This window comes from Mesorhizobium sp. J18 (assembly GCF_007829525.1).
Classification (GTDB): domain Bacteria; phylum Pseudomonadota; class Alphaproteobacteria; order Rhizobiales; family Rhizobiaceae; genus VLJP01.
In genome coordinates this window covers 148,854-164,278 of sequence record NZ_VLJP01000001.1, presented here as the reverse complement: position 1 = coordinate 164,278, position 15,425 = coordinate 148,854, and the positions used below count along the sequence as shown (strand labels likewise).

At 61.2% G+C, this 15,425-nt stretch carries 14 protein-coding genes, 2 tRNA genes and 2 pseudogenes; 6 read left to right on the top strand and 12 right to left on the bottom strand.

Features of this window, described 5'->3' with window-relative positions; translation table 11 throughout:
* Positions 1–6 precede the first annotated feature (6 nt).
* From L598_RS00755 to L598_RS00725, 7 genes are read right to left on the bottom strand one after another with little or no spacing between them, the layout of a single operon-like run.
* Complete coding sequence (locus L598_RS00755) at positions 7–822, bottom strand: helix-turn-helix domain-containing protein (RefSeq protein WP_144859065.1); 816 nt, start codon at positions 820–822, stop codon at positions 7–9.
* A 17-nt stretch (positions 823–839) separates the two neighbouring features.
* On the bottom strand, positions 840–1,634 hold the full coding sequence (locus L598_RS00750; protein WP_144859063.1) for an SDR family oxidoreductase: 795 nt from the start codon (positions 1,632–1,634) through the stop codon (positions 840–842).
* Between the two features lie 3 nt (positions 1,635–1,637).
* Positions 1,638–2,423 carry an SDR family oxidoreductase gene (locus L598_RS00745; RefSeq protein WP_144859354.1) on the bottom strand — a complete coding sequence of 262 codons (786 nt, stop codon included), beginning with the start codon at positions 2,421–2,423 and terminating at the stop codon, positions 1,638–1,640.
* A 14-nt stretch (positions 2,424–2,437) separates the two neighbouring features.
* The gene (locus L598_RS00740) at positions 2,438–3,643 is read right to left on the bottom strand and encodes an acetyl-CoA C-acyltransferase (RefSeq protein WP_144859061.1); all 1,206 of its coding nucleotides are present in this window, start codon (positions 3,641–3,643) and stop codon (positions 2,438–2,440) included.
* Positions 3,636–4,367, bottom strand: a complete 732-nt coding sequence (locus L598_RS00735) for a GntR family transcriptional regulator (protein ID WP_144859059.1) — start codon at positions 4,365–4,367, stop codon at positions 3,636–3,638. Before L598_RS00735 ends, L598_RS00740 begins: the two co-directional genes overlap by 8 nt.
* A 20-nt stretch (positions 4,368–4,387) precedes the next feature.
* Positions 4,388–5,242: a 3-hydroxyacyl-CoA dehydrogenase family protein gene (locus L598_RS00730; protein WP_144859058.1), complete on the bottom strand. Its 855-nt coding sequence runs from the start codon at positions 5,240–5,242 to the stop codon at positions 4,388–4,390.
* 22 nt (positions 5,243–5,264) lie between these two features.
* Complete coding sequence (locus L598_RS00725) at positions 5,265–6,317, bottom strand: phosphotransferase family protein (RefSeq protein ID WP_144859056.1); 1,053 nt, start codon at positions 6,315–6,317, stop codon at positions 5,265–5,267.
* Between the two features lie 202 nt (positions 6,318–6,519).
* On the opposite strand from L598_RS00725, the gene L598_RS00720 reads away from it, so the two are divergent.
* The 4 genes and pseudogenes from L598_RS00720 to L598_RS00705 form a co-directional block, all read left to right on the top strand.
* Positions 6,520–7,797, top strand: coding sequence for an acyl-CoA dehydrogenase family protein (locus L598_RS00720; RefSeq protein WP_144859054.1), 1,278 nt, complete (start codon positions 6,520–6,522; stop codon positions 7,795–7,797).
* On the top strand, positions 7,794–8,414 hold the full coding sequence (locus L598_RS00715; protein WP_144859052.1) for a glutathione S-transferase family protein: 621 nt from the start codon (positions 7,794–7,796) through the stop codon (positions 8,412–8,414). The genes L598_RS00720 and L598_RS00715 overlap by 4 nt, the downstream gene beginning before the upstream one ends.
* A 46-nt stretch (positions 8,415–8,460) precedes the next feature.
* A pseudogene (locus L598_RS00710) lies at positions 8,461–8,952 on the top strand (DNA polymerase ligase N-terminal domain-containing protein); the annotation flags it as partial.
* Positions 8,943–9,066, top strand: a pseudogene (locus L598_RS00705) (exodeoxyribonuclease III); the annotation flags it as partial. The pseudogenes L598_RS00710 and L598_RS00705, both read left to right, overlap by 10 nt.
* A gap of 21 nt (positions 9,067–9,087) precedes the next feature.
* On the opposite strand, the gene L598_RS00700 reads toward L598_RS00705, so the two are convergent.
* The gene (locus tag L598_RS00700) at positions 9,088–9,318 is read right to left on the bottom strand and encodes a dodecin (protein WP_144859050.1); all 231 of its coding nucleotides are present in this window, start codon (positions 9,316–9,318) and stop codon (positions 9,088–9,090) included.
* Between the two features lie 150 nt (positions 9,319–9,468).
* Positions 9,469–9,544, bottom strand: a tRNA-Val gene (locus tag L598_RS00695).
* 185 nt (positions 9,545–9,729) lie between these two features.
* Here L598_RS00695 and L598_RS00690 point away from each other — a divergent pair.
* Positions 9,730–9,806, top strand: a tRNA-Asp gene (locus L598_RS00690).
* A gap of 235 nt (positions 9,807–10,041) precedes the next feature.
* Positions 10,042–10,461, top strand: a complete 420-nt coding sequence (locus L598_RS00685) for a DUF3597 domain-containing protein (RefSeq protein WP_144859352.1) — start codon at positions 10,042–10,044, stop codon at positions 10,459–10,461.
* Between the two features lie 138 nt (positions 10,462–10,599).
* On the opposite strand, the gene L598_RS00680 is transcribed toward L598_RS00685, so the two are convergent.
* From L598_RS00680 to L598_RS00670, 3 genes are all read right to left on the bottom strand, one after another.
* Complete coding sequence (locus L598_RS00680; protein WP_144859048.1) at positions 10,600–11,550, bottom strand: DmsC/YnfH family molybdoenzyme membrane anchor subunit; 951 nt, start codon at positions 11,548–11,550, stop codon at positions 10,600–10,602.
* A gap of 205 nt (positions 11,551–11,755) precedes the next feature.
* Positions 11,756–12,523, bottom strand: coding sequence for a 4Fe-4S dicluster domain-containing protein (locus tag L598_RS00675; protein WP_144859045.1), 768 nt, complete (start codon positions 12,521–12,523; stop codon positions 11,756–11,758).
* Positions 12,520–15,360, bottom strand: coding sequence for a molybdopterin oxidoreductase family protein (locus tag L598_RS00670; RefSeq protein ID WP_144859043.1), 2,841 nt, complete (start codon positions 15,358–15,360; stop codon positions 12,520–12,522). Before L598_RS00670 ends, L598_RS00675 begins: the two co-directional genes overlap by 4 nt.
* Positions 15,361–15,425: the final 65 nt, after the last annotated feature.

Here is a 15,425-nt window from a genome sequence, read left to right as displayed (position 1 = left end):
TCTACTCTATCGTACCGCGGTAGCTTTCGCGTATTTGTCACCGGCGAAAATCGCCATATTGCGCGAACCTTCGAAGATCGAGGTCGGTTTCAGGCCGTAGATCCGCCGGATCGAATGGCTGAAATGCGTCGAATCCGGATAGCCGAGATCAAGCGCCAGATAGGTAAGGCTGCTGTCGGTGTTCGCATAGGCAAGGAACGTGCGCGCCCTTTTCCACATCCGATAAGAGCGGAAGCGCAGGCCGGTCTCCTCCGTGAAGAGATGCAGAAAACGCGAGGTCGAGAGATCGACCGAGCGGGCGCAACTGCTGGCTGACAGGTTGAGATCGTCCTCCTTGTTGCGGAAGCTGCAGAGCACCCGCGCCACGCGCCCATCGAGCGATCGTTTCTCAAGGGTCCGGTTCAGGAGGAGCTCGTCGAAATCGCCTGTGCGAAAACCGCTATTGTCATGGGATTTCTCCAGCCATTTCTTAGCCTCGCGTATGTTGCGGACAACCGTCTCGGCATCGCGTGTCTCATTGATGAGATGTTGGAGTCCCAGCATCTCACCGTTGGAGACAGTTTCCGGTTCGATGAGGATCGTTGTGATCATGTCCGCTTCGGAGGAGAGCCTGTGCGGCGTGTAGGGCGGCAGCGCCGCGATTTGGCGCTCCATCCACGGACCATCATCGATCGAGAGCTTGAATACGCCCTGCGGGGCGGCATAGATGGTGAAGGCTCCCAGCTCGCGCGTCTTCAATGCGTTTCCGAGCAGGCCGTTGTAGAAAAGCCGGCTGTTGCCGATAAGCATGATGTTCGGGTTTCCGTCTCCGAAACGCTCCATCCTTTTCCTCCCGTTCGCTATCTTGCTTGTGCTTCTGCGATTTTCCGTTTGAGCCGCATCATAGAGCCGATCCAGCGTTCGCGGTCCTCTCCCTTGCGGCGCACATAAGTCTCCACCTCCTGGTGCGGCAGGATCAGGAATTGCTCCGCCCTCACGCCTGCCAGCGCGCACGCGGCAACCTCTGCGGCCGTCATGACCCCGTCGCCTGACTGCGGCCCTTCCGGCAGGCCGCGCAGCATCGGGGTGTCTACGCCTTGCGGGCAGAGTATCGAGACGCGAATGCCGTCATCCATATGCGTGATGGCAATGTTCTCGGCAAAGCCCACGGCCGCCTGCTTGGTGGTCGAATAGACGGCACTGCCGATCTGCGACAGCAGGCCGGCCGCCGAAATCGTGTTGAGCAGATAGCCGCCGCCACGGGCCTTCATCAGCGGAATGAGGATGCGCGCCGCCCGGACATGCGCCATCACGTTGATCGCCCATGCCTTTTGCCAAACGTCATCGGGCGCGGCGGCCGCATTCTCGAAACTGTTATCGAAGCCCGAGGCTATTCCGGCATTGGAGCAGAAGAGATCAATCGGCCCGTGATGGGCCTCCGTCTCGGCGATGAGGTGTCGGATCTGCTGTTCACTCGAAACGTCGCAACCGACGGCAACACCGTCGATGTGGGCCGCGACGGCTTGTGCGCCCGGCACGTCTATATCGGCCACTACTACCATTCGAGCACCTACCTGGTGAAAGGCATTGCAAAGAGCCTCACCGATGCCGCTCGCGCCGCCGGTTACGACGACTATCTTGCCTTCGATCTCCATGGCTCAAGCACCCGTGACGGTGGCGCCGCCGTCCACCACGATCGTCTGGCCGGTGACGAAGCTTCCCGCCGGCGAAGCCAGGAACACCGCCGCGCCTGCGATTTCATCGGGTTCGCCGATCCGCGCCAGCGGAGTCACGCGGGTATAAAAGTCGAGCGTTTTCGGATTGTCCCAAAGTGCCTTAGAGAAATCGGTCTTGATGAGCCCCGGCGCAATGCAGTTGACGCGGATATTGTCAGGACCGAGCTCGACAGCGAGGTTGCGGGCGAGCTGCATGTCGGCCGCCTTGGAGATATTGTAGGCGCCGATCACAGGCGAACCGCGCAGACCCCCGATGGACGAGACGATGATGACCGAGCCGTTCTTGCGTTCGCGCATCTGCGGCCCGACCATGCTCACCAGCCAGTTGTTGGCGATGATGTTGTTGTCCAGGATTTTTCGGAACTGCTCGTCCGTGATGCCCGCCATCGGACCGTAATACGGGTTCGAGGCGGCGTTGCAGACCAGGACGTCGATCCGGCCCAAGGTCTGCAACACCTGTTCGACCATGCGCTCAAGGCTGCCGCGGTCCGAGATGCTGGCGGCGATGGCGAGCGCCCGCTTGTCGCGGTGCCGCTCGTTGATGGCCTCTGCCACAGCGCGGCAGGCATCCTCCTTGCGCGAGGAGATCACCACGGAAGCACCCGCCTCGGCCATGCGTTCGGCGATGGCCCGCCCGATGCCGCGGGAGGAACCTGTAATCAGCGCCACTTTGCCGGAAAGGTCGAAAAGACCCCTACCCGATTCCATGCCGACCGGATCCGTCACTGGAAGATCTCGAACAGGCCGGCCGCCCCCATTCCGCCGCCGACGCACATGGTGACGACGCCGTATTTCGCGCCGCGCCGCCTACCTTCCAGCAGGATATGGCCCGTCATGCGCGCCCCCGACATGCCATAAGGATGGCCGATGGAGATCGCGCCGCCATTCACATTCAGCTTCTCGTCCGGGATGCCGAGCCGGTCGCGGCAATAGAGCACTTGCACAGCGAAAGCTTCGTTGAGTTCCCAAAGATCGATGTCGTCCACAGTCAGTCCGTTCTGCTTCAGAAGCTTCGGTACGGCGAAAACCGGGCCGATTCCCATCTCATCGGGCTCGCAGCCGGCCACCTGCATGCCACGATAGGCGCCGAGCGGCTTCAGACCGCGCCTTTCCGCTTCGCGCGCTTCCATCAGGACAACCGCAGAGGCTCCGTCGGAAAGCTGGCTGGTATTGCCGGCCGTGATGTAGCGACCTTCGGCAATCGTCAGCCCATCCTTGAAGACAGGCTTGAGGCCGGCGAGATCGGCCATGGTCGTCTGCGGCCTGTTGCCCTCGTCGCGGTCAAGCGTGACGGGCCGCTCGCTCGTCTCGCCCGTCTCCTTGTTGGTCACCAGCATGGTGGTCGAGACAGGGACGATCTCATCGTCGAAACGACCGGCTGCCTGCGCCGCCGCGGTGCGCTGCTGCGACTGCAACGCATACGCGTCCTGCTGCTCGCGGCCGATGTCGTAGCGAGCGGCCACCGTTTCTGCCGTCTCCAGCATGCTCATATAGATCGCAGGCGCCATCTCCTCGAGCATCGGATCCTTTGCCCGGAACCGATTGGCATGTTCGTTCTGCACCAGAGAAATGGATTCCAACCCGCCTGCCACGACGACATCCATGCCGTCGACCATGATCTCCTTGGCGCCCGTCGCAATCGCCATCAGACCGGATGCGCATTGCCGGTCGAGGCTCATGCCGGCAACGCTGGTCGGCAAACCAGCGCGCAAAGCTGCCTGTCGCGCGATATTGCCGCCGGTGGAACCCTGCTGCATGGCCGCGCCCATGACAACGTCGCCGACCTCGGCTGGATCGATCCCGGCGCGCTTTACCGCCTCCGCGATCACATGCCCTCCGAGCATTTGCGCCTGGGTGTTGTTGAAAGCGCCGCGATAGGCCTTGCCGATCGGGGTGCGGGCGGTTGAGACAATGACTGCTTCACGCATCTTCGGCGTCCTCACTGGTGAATTCGGCAAAAGCTGATGGTTGTTCTTCTGGTGCGAATACATGGTCCGGAAGCTGCTGCAACGCCTGCGACGTCAGGCGGATGTGATCTCGGCCGGCAGCCTCCGCACCGGTTTCATCGCCGGCCAGAATAGCTTCCGCGATTGCACGGTAATCAGCAAACCGGTCTTCCGTCGACTGCTTCAGATGAGTCCGGACCAGATGGACCTGAATGCTCGGGAGGATGCGATCCAGTTCCTTGTTGCCGCCGATCTGCGTTATGGCGCGATAGAAGCGGTTGCGCGCTCGCACCATCTCGTAGGAATCGCGCTCGTTCCTGAACGCCAGCAAAGCCTGATAGGCCTGGTCGAAATGGGCGCGACGTCCCGGCAGGCCGATATTGGCTGCCGCCAAACGGCAGGCCAGGCCGATCATCAATTCAAGAATCAACAGGATGTTGCGGGCTTCCGTCCGCGACAATTGCCTGATCTGCGCGCCGCGATAGGCATGCACGGTAATGACGCCCTCGGCCGCGAGACGCTTGATCGCCTCGCGCACAGTGCTCCGACCGACGCCGTAGCGGCGCATGAGGTCCGGCTCGGCCAGCCTCTGCCCGGCGACGTAGCGCCCTTCGTAAAGCCCGCGGACGAGATCGCGTACGATCTGGTCGGAAGAACTCACGCGGTTCTCTGCCTTTCCGCCGATCTCGGGGTTTTCTTTGTCCATCGATGTTCCGCCGATAGTTCTCAGCTCCGCCAGCCTGGCCTGCCCTTGCCGCCCACATAGCCGGCCTGCACCCGCTGCTTCAGGAGCGGTCGCGGCCGGAAGCGCTCACCATAGGCATCGAACATGATCTGCTGCGCCTGCAGGCAGAGGCTGGAGGTCGTGGCGTCCATGAGTTCGAATGGCCCCATGGGATGGCCGAGGCCGAGCTTGCAAGCCATATCGATATCCTCAGGCGTCGCGACCTCCTCCTCGACCAGCCGCACTGCCTCGATCATCAGGACATGCAGCAGCCTGTTCACGGCAAAGCCGGTGACGTCCTTGATGCGGATTGGAGTTTTGCCAGCCATGCGGCAAAGCTCCATCACCGTCTCGACGGTTTCTTCGGAGGTCTCTATTGCCGGGATCACCTCGACGAGCTTCATGCGCGAGACGGGCGAGAAGTAATGCGTCCCAACGAACCGCTCACGCCGTTCGGGCGCAACAAAGGAGGCAAGCACCGATATCGGAATAGTGGAGGTGTTGGTTGCGAAGAGGCAGTCCGGCTTGCACACCTTGTCCAGCGCGCCCAGGACTTCGGCCTTCACCTCTTCCTTCTCGAACACGGCCTCCGTCACCATATCGCGATCGGCAAAGTCACCGAGATCGGTCGTCGTGCGGATCGCCGACAGCACGGTACTCTTCTTTCCTGTATTATAGATCGAGCGCGCGGCGCCCTTGTCGTAGATCGTGGAGAGCCGCGTCATGGCGTGATCGAGCGCCTCATCGGTCCTGTCGGTCAACAGCACTTCGTGGCCGGCAAGCGCATGAACGAACGCGATTTCCGCACCCATGAGCCCTGCTCCGACGACCCCGATCTTCCACTGCGAATGGCTCATGCTTTTCCTCTTTACGTGCAGGTCAACCGTCGATGCCTTGTGCTACCTTCCAAGCCAGTTCCGACAACGGCACCGCCTTGGCGCCGACGGCTTTCGCATTCGCGTCGGCAGCCGTGCCGTCGATCGCCCGACGCGCGATCCCCTGCAGGATCGCAGCGATGCGGAACATGCTCAGTACGAGATAGAATTCCCAATGTTCCGGACGACCGAGCCCGACACGGCGCAGATAGGCGTCGAGGTAGCTCTGCTCGTCAGGTATGCCGAGCCTGGCGAAATCAATGCCCGCCAGACCGCGAAACAGTTCCGAAGCGATGCGCCAGGTCATCGCGTGGTAGGCGAAGTCGGCCATGGGATCGCCAAGCGTCGAAAGCTCCCAGTCGAGAACCGCTACGACGCGGGGCTCCTGCGGATGGATCAGCAGATTGTCGAGACGGTAATCGCCATGCACGATGCGCGTTTCGCCTTCGGGCGGCAGGTGCTGCGGCAGCCACTCGATCAGCTTGTCCATCGCCGGATTTGGCACGGTTTCGGAAGCGCGATACTGCTTCGACCAGCGGGCGACCTGGCGTTCCAGGTAGGCGCCCTTGCGCCCGTAATCGGCGAGACCGAGAGCATCCGGATCCAGCGCATGGATTTTCGCGATGGTGTCATTCATGGAGTCGAAGATTGCCCCGCGCTCCTCCTTCGACAGCTCCGGCAACCTCGGATCCCAGAACACGCGCCCGGGCACGAGATCCATAACGTAGAACATGCTGCCGATGACGGCATCGTCCGTACACAGTGCATGGACCCGCGGCACCGGAACGCCCGTACCGGCCAGCGCACTTAAGACGCGGAACTCGCGATCGACGGCATGCGCGCTTGGCAGGACGTTCCCAACGGGCTTGCGCCTCAGAACGTAATCGCCGGAAGCCGCGCAAAGTTTGAAGGTCGGATTGGACTGGCCGCCGGCAAAGCGTTCGATTCGCAAGGGACCGCGATAGCCTTCGACATGCTGCCTAAGCCACGCTTCCAGCCGATCCGAGGCGATCTCGTCCCGCTTTGGCCTAGCCTCTGCGCCTAACGAATGGCTCACGCTGTTTCCTCCTCACCAGCGGCGGACAGCAGTCCACCTGCCTCTGCCTCCGACGGCATACTCTTCACCACATCCGATAATGTCAATCAAAAACGTCTGACGTTATTGCCAGCCGAAAGCGTCTGTTCTACGGTGCGATATGAGGAGGCTGGTCTGTGGGCCCGCTACCGAGGTTTCGCTACAGGACCAGGAGGAAGCAGCGATGATTTTTGAGAAATCGGATAGGGTAAAGGCCCTCGAAGCCAAGCTCGAGGGTTTCATGGAAGAGCACATCTATCCAAACGAGGCGCGATACTACCGCGAATCCGAGGATGTCGGCCCCTGGGGTGTGCAGCCCATCGTGGAAGAACTCAAAACCAAGGCTAAGGCCGCTGGGCTGTGGAACCTTTTCCTGCCTGAATCGGAGCTCGGCGCGGGCCTGACCAATCTCGAATATGCCCCGCTTTGCGAGATCATGGGCCGATCGCAGCTGGCCCCGGAAGTCTTCAACTGCTCCGCGCCCGATACCGGCAACATGGAAGTGCTGGTCCGCTATGGCACTCCGGAGCAGAAGAAGGCTTGGCTGGAGCCTCTGCTCGCCGGCGAAATCCGCTCATCCTTCGCCATGACCGAACCGGCCGTAGCCTCGAGCGATGCGACCAATATCGAAAGCCTGATCCGGCGCGAAGGCGAAGAATACGTCATCAACGGGCATAAGTGGTATACCACCGGCGCCACCGACCCGCGCTGCAAGATCATCATCTTCATGGGCAAAACGGACCCTGAAAATGCCGACCGTTATCGCCAGCAGTCGATGGTCCTCGTGCCAAAAGACACGCCCGGCGTAAAGGTCATCCGATCCATACCGGTCTTCGGCTATTACGGCGTGCCGGATCGCGCCTCGGAAGTGATCTTCGAGAATGTCCGCGTTCCCGTTTCCAACATTCTGCTCGGCGAAGGCCGCGGCTTCGAAATCGCCCAGGGGCGTCTCGGACCGGGCCGCATTCACCACTGCATGCGCTTGATCGGCCTTGCCGAGCGCTCGCTGGAAAAGATGTGCCAGCGCGTGCAGCAGCGGGTAGCCTTCGGCAAGCCGATTTCAGAACACTCCGTGACGCGCGAGCGGATCGCCGAGGCTCGCGTCAAGATCGAGCAGGCCCGCCTGCTGACCTTGAAGGCGGCCTATATGATGGATACCGTCGGCAACAAGGAAGCGCGCGCCGAGATCGCCATGATCAAGATTGCCGTACCGAACATGGCCTGCGAAGTCATCGACTGGGCCATCCAGGCCTTCGGCGGCGGCGGTACGGGCAACGATTTCGGACTGGCGGCAGCTTACGCGACGGCGCGTCTGCTGAGGCTGGCCGACGGTCCGGACGAGGTGCATCGCGACCAGCTTGCACGGCTGGAATTCCGCCGCCAGAGCAACAAACGGCCGGAACAATGGGCTCCGGCTCTCACCGATCGCGCCCTCGGCGCAGAGGGCAGGAAGGCAGGATGATCACGCTCTATCATTGCCGCAATGCGCGCTCGTTCCGGGTCCTATGGGCGCTTTGCGAGATAGGGCTGGATTACGAACTGAAGCTCCTGCCTTTTCCGCCCAGAGTGCACCAACGGGAGTATCTCGACATCAACCCGCTGGGGACCATTCCCTATATGATCGATGGCGAAACGCGGATGACGGAATCCTCCGCGATCTGCCATTATCTGGCCGTCCACTATGAAGCGCGCGAACTTTTGGTCCAGCCCGACGAGCAGGACTACGGCGCTTATCTGAACTGGCTGTTCTTCGGCGAAGCGACGCTCACATTTCCGCAGACGCTGGTGCTGCGCTACACGCGCCTCGAGCCGGAAGAACGCCGTAACCCTCAGGTAGCGGAAGACTACGAGCGCTGGTTCTTTGGCCGGCTCAGAGCGGTCGATGCCGCTATGCAGAAATCCGAAACCCTTTGCGCCGGCCGCTTCACCATGGCGGATATTTCGGTCGGCTTTGCCCTGATGCTTGCCGAAGAACTGGGGCTGTCGGGCAAGTTCACCGAGCCGGTGGCGGCTTACTGGAACCGCCTCCAGCAGCGGCCCGCCTTCAAGGCCGCGCTTGCGGCGCAGGACGCCGGCTGAACTTCATCAACTCTTGCCATTCCGCCCGCAACTCCGATGTCGGGCCATGAACAAGTCGAAATTAACCGACTATCGGAAGAAGCGCGACTTCTCCCGAACCAGTGAACCGCCGGGCGAGGAAAGCGTCAGCGCAGGCAACCGCTTCGTCATCCACAACCATTCGGCCACTGCCGATCATTAAGACCTGAGGCTGCAGGTCGGCAATGTGCTGAAAAGCTGCGCTGTGCCGAAGGGTCCGTCGCTCAATCCCGATGACAAGCGGCTGGCCGTCGAGACCGAAGACTACCCACTCGAATATATCGACTTTGAAGGAGTCATCCCCGAAGGGGAATATGGCGGCGGCCCGATGATCGTCTGGGACCGGGGCGTCTGGGCTCCCATGGATGATATCGACAAGAGCCTCGCCTCAGGTTCTTTCAAGTTCCGTCTTGCAGGCGAGAAGCTGAATGGCGGCTGGATGCTGGCGCGACTGAAACAAAAGCCAGGCGACAGCAAAACGAACTGGCTGCTTTTCAAAGAACGCGATCCCGCCGCCGACGCTGGCCGCGGAATGCCGGTCTGCGGTTGGATCATCTGCTCCTGAGCAAGAAGGTTGCGCGCAGGCTGCGCGATGAGCTCCAGCGACCACGAGCCAGTCTGGATCGAACTCAAAGACGAGCTGACCCGCTACAGGTCAATCATCTTCGTCGTCGCCGTCCTCGAGCGTAAAACCGGCCTTCAGAACGACCTGGAAATGATGGATCTCGCCATTCTCTATGTGACCGCGCGTCTGTACGACTTCAAACCAGCGCAGATTCCGAAGCGATTTTCCAGCGCACCTTATTGCCATGCGTATGGCGTCTTCGACGCTGTCGGTCGACGATCCCACAAGCTCTATGACCTTATAGATATGTTTCTCTTCCATCATGATTCCTCCGGCTTACCTGCAATATCTGTGGCAGGGCTCCGTGAGGAAAAGAGGCAAGATAAGGGACGAGGAGATTCTGTGACCCAGCCCTGACGGACGGAAGAGGTCCAAGATGACGGCGCCCACAGCACTGTCCGAGGATTGGAATGGTGGGCGATGAGAGACTCGAACTCCCGACATCTTCGGTGTAAACGAAGCGCTCTACCAACTGAGCTAATCGCCCTTTTCGGCCGTTCGTTTAGGCGTTTCGCGGCTTTGCCGCAAGGGGAAATCATGCGACGGGCATAAGCATCGCATGATTGGTCAAACTCATAGGGAATAGCCTCCGATGCGGCTTGACACGCATTCGCGAACCGCCTAATTGACCCGCCACGAGACGCAGACGCCACTGGCGCCGACGTCCGAAGCGCGGGTGTAGCTCAGTCGGTTAGAGTGCCGGCCTGTCACGCCGGAGGTCGCGGGTTCGAGCCCCGTCACTCGCGCCATTGCTTTCCAAGCTCCAAGATTTCCCTCCGCAATATTGCTTCTTGCCTCCCGCCTCCCAGTTGTCAGCATGTATTGCAGCTGCCCGTCGGTCCGAATTCCACCCCGATGCAGATACCGATATCGATCCTTTAGGCAAGTTTGTCATTGATCCTGGTTGACCCGACGGATTTGCTGTTGCTCAATGTCGCCGCCAAGGCGTTCTGTAGTGAACCGCCGGGATACGAGGAGAGAAAGATGGGAATTTTTGACAAAATCAAAGGGGCGATTTTCGGAAACGCCGCGGCCGCACCTTCGGCTTCCCCGGCTTCACCCGATTCAGCCCCCACGGCTGCCCCGGGAGCCGAGAGTGCCGCGGCACCCGAACCGGTGGCCGCTCCAACGGCTGACGCAGGCCAGCCCGTGGACGTCGAAGCCATCCTGGAGAAGGCAGTTGCCGCCAAGGGCCAAAAGCTCAACTGGCGCACCTCCATCGTTGATCTGATGAAGGCACTCGACCTGGACAGCAGCCTCAGCGCCCGTAAGGAACTCGCCCAGGAACTTAACTATACCGGCGACATGAAAGATTCTGCAGCGATGAATATCTGGCTGCACAAGACCTTGATGAAAAGACTCGCCGAGAATGGCGGCAAGGTCCCGGCTGAGTTCACCGACTAGTTACCGGGCAGAATTGGACGACGTAACAAAAACGACGTCGCGGCAGATCTCACTGCTCACGTCGGGTTTTCAATGCGCCCGATATAGGACTATGACCCTTCTGTCGGCCGGGCCCAGCGCCCGGCCTTTTCTTTGCGATCATACGGCCCGCAGGTCCTGCTCACGCCCGCCGTAATAATTCATGACCGCGTGGCGGGCCTCTGCAAAGAACAGCCAACGCTCCAGCAGAATGCCAAGGGCATGGCTCAAGACGGCCACAAAAAGCAGCAATGCAGTCAGCCCACCGGAAAGGCCTGGAAGAAGGCACAGGACCATCAGAACAATGGGCACGGCTCCGCCGAAGATGAGCGCGAGACGGAACAGCTTTTCCGCATGCTTCCGCGCGATCCGGAAGCCCATTTCACGCGTCAGGTAGTTTTCGGTCATATGCGGACGCTCAAGGAGCCGCACACGCCCTATAGCGCCGAGCCCGGTGGCGCTTTCGGGGTTGGAAAGCGGGGTCAGGTTCTTCAGACGCCGCCGCCAACGGATCTTGACCACCCAGGCGGCAATCAGAAGAGCGATGGCTGTGGCTGAAAGGCCATGGGCGGCGCTGCTTTCGCCCGCGCTTGCGAAAAAGGAGGCGAACAACGTGCCACCGGCAAGGGCGAAAAGCAGGTAGCAGGCGGGTGTCAGCCGTGTATGCCAAGCGTCCACAGAACGCAGCGAGGCATAGATCATCGCCGTGCAATAGACGGTAAGCAGGCTGAGCCCGGAACCGATTAAGCCAGCCCAGTCAAGACAAGCATCTTCGAAAATCACCGACCAGGCGGAAATGCAAAGCGGCACGAAGGCGACTACTGCCATCACACCTTCGCGCGACAGCCAGCTCGATTTCCATTGCGAGAAGGCCCGCCAGGCGCGCTGCGGATTGCCGAGATGCAGGGTTGACGACACCAGGCCTGCCCCGATCAGGCCCAGCGCCAGCACATGCGCCAGCTTGGTCGAAAGGGCCGCCGGATCGAGAAGGCCAAGCCCAAGGACGGTCGCCAGACCGTAACCCATGCCGGAGGCTGTCGTGAAGACAATGATCGAGAATGCCGGATGCATGCAGCGTCTTACCTTCCCCCTCGTGGGGAGGGTCGCCCGAAGGGCCGGGTGGGGGTCAGTGACAAGAAAGCCGCTTGCCTGTAGCCGCACCCCACCTCGCGAATTCCACCACCTCGCTGCATCCGCTCACCGACCTTCCCCACCAGAGGGAGGGTAAGACACCGGTGCCTGTCTTCTCGCCCAATTGCAAACGGGTGAGCCATGCTCAAATCCGATCCAGCATGCCGTCGAGCCAAGCCAGAAAGCCCTTGGCGTCGTCGGTATTTTCAGCCTTTGGCAGGGACGAGGTACCGGCAGCAAGGGGCTTTCGCGGCCGCGGGGGCAGATATTTGTTGACCGGCCGCGTCCCCTGCTCCGGCATGAGGTCGATGCCGCCGCGCACCGCCACCATGCGTGACACGTCCGAGTCCGGATCGGCGAGATCACCGAAATGACGGGCATTGGAGGGGCATGTCCGCACACAGGCCGGCACCCGGTCCACCTCCTCCAGCGTCTCGTTATAGATGCGGTCGATACACAGCGTGCATTTCTTCATAACGCCTGCGGCAAGGTCCATTTCGCGGGCGCCGTAGGGGCATGCCCAAGCGCAAAGACCGCAGCCGATGCACTTTTCCTCGTCGACCAGCACAATACCGTCATCCAACCGCTTGTAGGACGCGCCGGTAGGGCAGACGGTGACACAGGGGGCCTCCTCGCAATGCAGGCATGATTTCGGGAAATGCACGATGCGCGCCTCGCCCGCCTCTCCCACCACTTCGCCGCTTTCAGGCATAATCTCAAAGGTATGAATACGGTTCAGCCAAGCGCCGGAGACATCGGCCCCGTAAGGCTGCTGGTCCGAAAGCGCGCTGCCATAGCCGCCGGTATTCCATTCCTTGCAGCTGACCACGCAGGCATGGCAGCCGACGCAGACGTCGAGATCGATGACGAGGCCGAGCTTCTTCGGCGTAGGCAATGCGGGCAGGCTCGTCACTGGCTCCACTCCTGACCGTAACGCAGTTCGTTCGGTGCTTCCGCGTCATTGGCAATGCTGGGAAAGCGCGGTTCGCTTGCCTCTCCCGGCTCTGCCTTCTCTATGCGCACCCGCAAGTCATACCAAGCCGCCTGGCCCGTAACCGGGTCGGAGTTCGACCAGCGCATCCCGTCGCCCTTCGGCGGCAGAAGTTCGTGGATCAGATGGTTCACCAGAAACCCCTTGCGCGCCTCGGGGGCCCCCGGATCGAGCCCCCATGTTCCGCCGCGCTTGCCGATCGCATTCCAGGTCCACATCGTATCGCGGTTGACGGCATCGGAACGGGCGATCTGCACCTTGATGCGTCCGTGATGGGAAATCACCCAGGCCCAGTCTCCATCCTGAAGGCCGACCTCGTCGCAGATCACGCCGGGCACATAGAGAGGATTCGACGTATGAATCTGCCGCAGCCAGGCATTCATTGAGCCCCATGAATGATACATGGCCATCGGCCGCTGGGTGATCGCGTGATAAGGAAATGCGGCGCGATCGATGCCATCTTCTTCCAGTGGCCGGTACCAGGACGGTAAGGGCGTGAACGCCTTCAATATCCGCTCGCGATGGGCCTCGGGCGCCACGGGCTCCCGCACACCTTCCGCCGAAAGCCAGAATTTCTGCAGAATTTCCGAATAGAGCTGAAAGATCACCGGCTGCGGTGTGTCGAAGAAGCCCATCCTCACCGCGAAATCCTGATAGGCGCGGTTCGCATGCTTCATGAACTGCGCTTCGGGCGGAATATGGGCCGAAAAGAAGGAACCGTTTTCGATATAACGGCGTAACTGGTCCGGATTCGCCGCGCCGCGTCCCGTCTTTTCTCCCTCGGAGCCACGGAAGCCCGCCAGCGGGCCGATACCCGGCCGTCTTTCGTGGCGGACGATATAGTCGGCATAATCGCGATAAAGCGGTTTTCCGAGATGGTCGGCAAAGCCCGGTAGCCTGAGCCGTGCGCCGAGGTCGAGCAGCACCGACTGGAAGGCGCGCACGTCGCGATCCGGCTCCACCACGGGCCAGCGGATGGCGTCCTGCACGGCATCAGGCTCCGTGATCGGCCTGTCGAGCAGCGAGATGCAGTCGTAGCGTTCCAGATAGGTCGTGTCGGGAAGAACCAGATCGGCATAGGCGACCATCTCTGAATAATAGGCGTCCGAATAGATGATCTTCGGGATCCGGTATTCGCCGGTTTCCAGCTCCTTGTCCTCCAGCATCCGGATGACGCCGGCCGTGTTCATGGACGAGTTCCAGGCCATATTGGCCATGTAGAGGAACAGGACATCGACCGGATACGGATCGCCGGCATGCGCATTGGCGATCACCATATGCATCAGGCCGTGCGCTGCGATCGGCGCCTCCCAGGAGAAGGCCTTGTCGATCCTCGTCGGCCGGCCTTCCTCATCGACCAGAAGATCCTCCGGCCCGCGCGGAAAACCCAGATGCGGACCGGAAAGCGGCTGGCTGGAGCCGAAATGCTCCGCCCTGCCATGCGGCTTCGGATGCTCGTCGACAGGTTTTGGATAGGGCGGTTCGAAGCGGAAAGCGCCGGGGCAATCCACGGCACCGATCAGCACCTGCAGCATATGCAGCGCACGGGCCGTCTGGAAACCGTTCGAATGGGCCGAGATGCCACGCATGGCATGGAAGGAGACCGGGCGGCCGATGAAGCTGTCATGCCGCTCGCCGTTCATGTCCGTCCATGGCTGCGGCACCTCGATCACTTGCTCGAAGGCGACTCGCGCGATCTCGGCGGCAAGTCCGCGGATCGTTTCGGCTGGAACGCCCGTTTCGGCCGCGACCGTTTCCGGCGCATATTTCGGATCGAGATACTCTTCCGCGAGCAGTTGGAAGGAGGGAATGGCGAAGCGCCCGTCCGGGAGAGTGAAGCGGCCCGACAAAGCGGGGCGGGCCCCTCTCGTCCCATGCGGCACAATAAGGCCGGTGACCGTTTCATGGATCTGCGGCCTGCCCTCCCCATCACGCGCGAAGAGGCCATGGTCGGCACTGCCGGGCGCGTCGATGACCAGCCAGGAGGCGTTGGAATAGCGGACGATATAGTCTACGTCGATCTTGCGGGCCTTCAGAAGCTCATGCACCAGCGCCAGGATCAGCAGTCCGTCCGTTCCGGGCCGGATGCCGATCCAGTTGTCGGCTATGGCCGAATAACCGGTGCGTACCGGATTGACCGAGACGAAGCGTGCGCCCCTCTGCTTCACCTTCGAGATGCCGATCTTGATCGGGTTCGAATCATGGTCTTCGGCCACACCGAACAGGATGAAGAGCTTCGTGCGGTCCCAATCCGGCGAGCCGAATTCCCAGAATGCGCCGCCGAGCGTCATGATGCCGGCGGCGGCCATATTGACCGAGCAGAAACCGCCATGGGCGGCATAATTGGGCGTTCCGAACTGCTGGGCCCAATAGCCGGTCAGGGACTGCGACTGGTCACGACCGGTGAAAAAAGCGAGCTTCCTCGGGTCAGTCCTCCGTACATCACCCAGCCAGTCGGTCGCCAGGGACAGCGCCTCATCCCACGAAATCTCCCTGAACTCGCCCGAACCGCGGGGCCCGGTGCGCAACATCGGCGCTTTCAGCCGCGCCGGCGCGTAGTGCTGCATGATGCCGGCAGAACCCTTGGCGCACAGAACGCCGCGATTGACCGGGTGGTCGCGATTACCTTCGATATAGCGGATCTTGCCGTCCTTGAGGTGGACATCGATCCCGCACCGGCAGGCGCACATATAGCAGGTCGTCTTGCGAATCTCGTCCGAAACCGGCCTGGAAAGCTCAACACGCGAGCCTGACAGCATGACATAACTCCTTGACGATAGTCATAGGGAGGGCAGCGGCCAAAGAAAATGCCTGCTGTGATCCT

Coding starts and splice junctions, on each gene's coding strand:
- L598_RS00755 (WP_144859065.1), bottom strand. CDS start 822: ATGGAGCGTTTCGGAGACGGAAACCCGAACATCATGCTTATCGGCAAC.
- L598_RS00750 (WP_144859063.1), bottom strand. CDS start 1,634: ATGGAGATCGAAGGCAAGATAGTCGTCGTAACCGGCGGCGCGAGCGGC.
- L598_RS00745 (WP_144859354.1), bottom strand. CDS start 2,423: ATGGAATCGGGTAGGGGTCTTTTCGACCTTTCCGGCAAAGTGGCGCTG.
- L598_RS00740 (WP_144859061.1), bottom strand. CDS start 3,643: ATGCGTGAAGCAGTCATTGTCTCAACCGCCCGCACCCCGATCGGCAAG.
- L598_RS00735 (WP_144859059.1), bottom strand. CDS start 4,367: ATGGACAAAGAAAACCCCGAGATCGGCGGAAAGGCAGAGAACCGCGTG.
- L598_RS00730 (WP_144859058.1), bottom strand. CDS start 5,242: ATGAGCCATTCGCAGTGGAAGATCGGGGTCGTCGGAGCAGGGCTCATG.
- L598_RS00720 (WP_144859054.1), top strand. CDS start 6,520: ATGATTTTTGAGAAATCGGATAGGGTAAAGGCCCTCGAAGCCAAGCTC.
- L598_RS00715 (WP_144859052.1), top strand. CDS start 7,794: ATGATCACGCTCTATCATTGCCGCAATGCGCGCTCGTTCCGGGTCCTA.
- L598_RS00700 (WP_144859050.1), bottom strand. CDS start 9,318: ATGGAAGAGAAACATATCTATAAGGTCATAGAGCTTGTGGGATCGTCG.
- L598_RS00685 (WP_144859352.1), top strand. CDS start 10,042: ATGGGAATTTTTGACAAAATCAAAGGGGCGATTTTCGGAAACGCCGCG.
- L598_RS00680 (WP_144859048.1), bottom strand. CDS start 11,550: ATGCATCCGGCATTCTCGATCATTGTCTTCACGACAGCCTCCGGCATG.
- L598_RS00670 (WP_144859043.1), bottom strand. CDS start 15,360: ATGCTGTCAGGCTCGCGTGTTGAGCTTTCCAGGCCGGTTTCGGACGAG.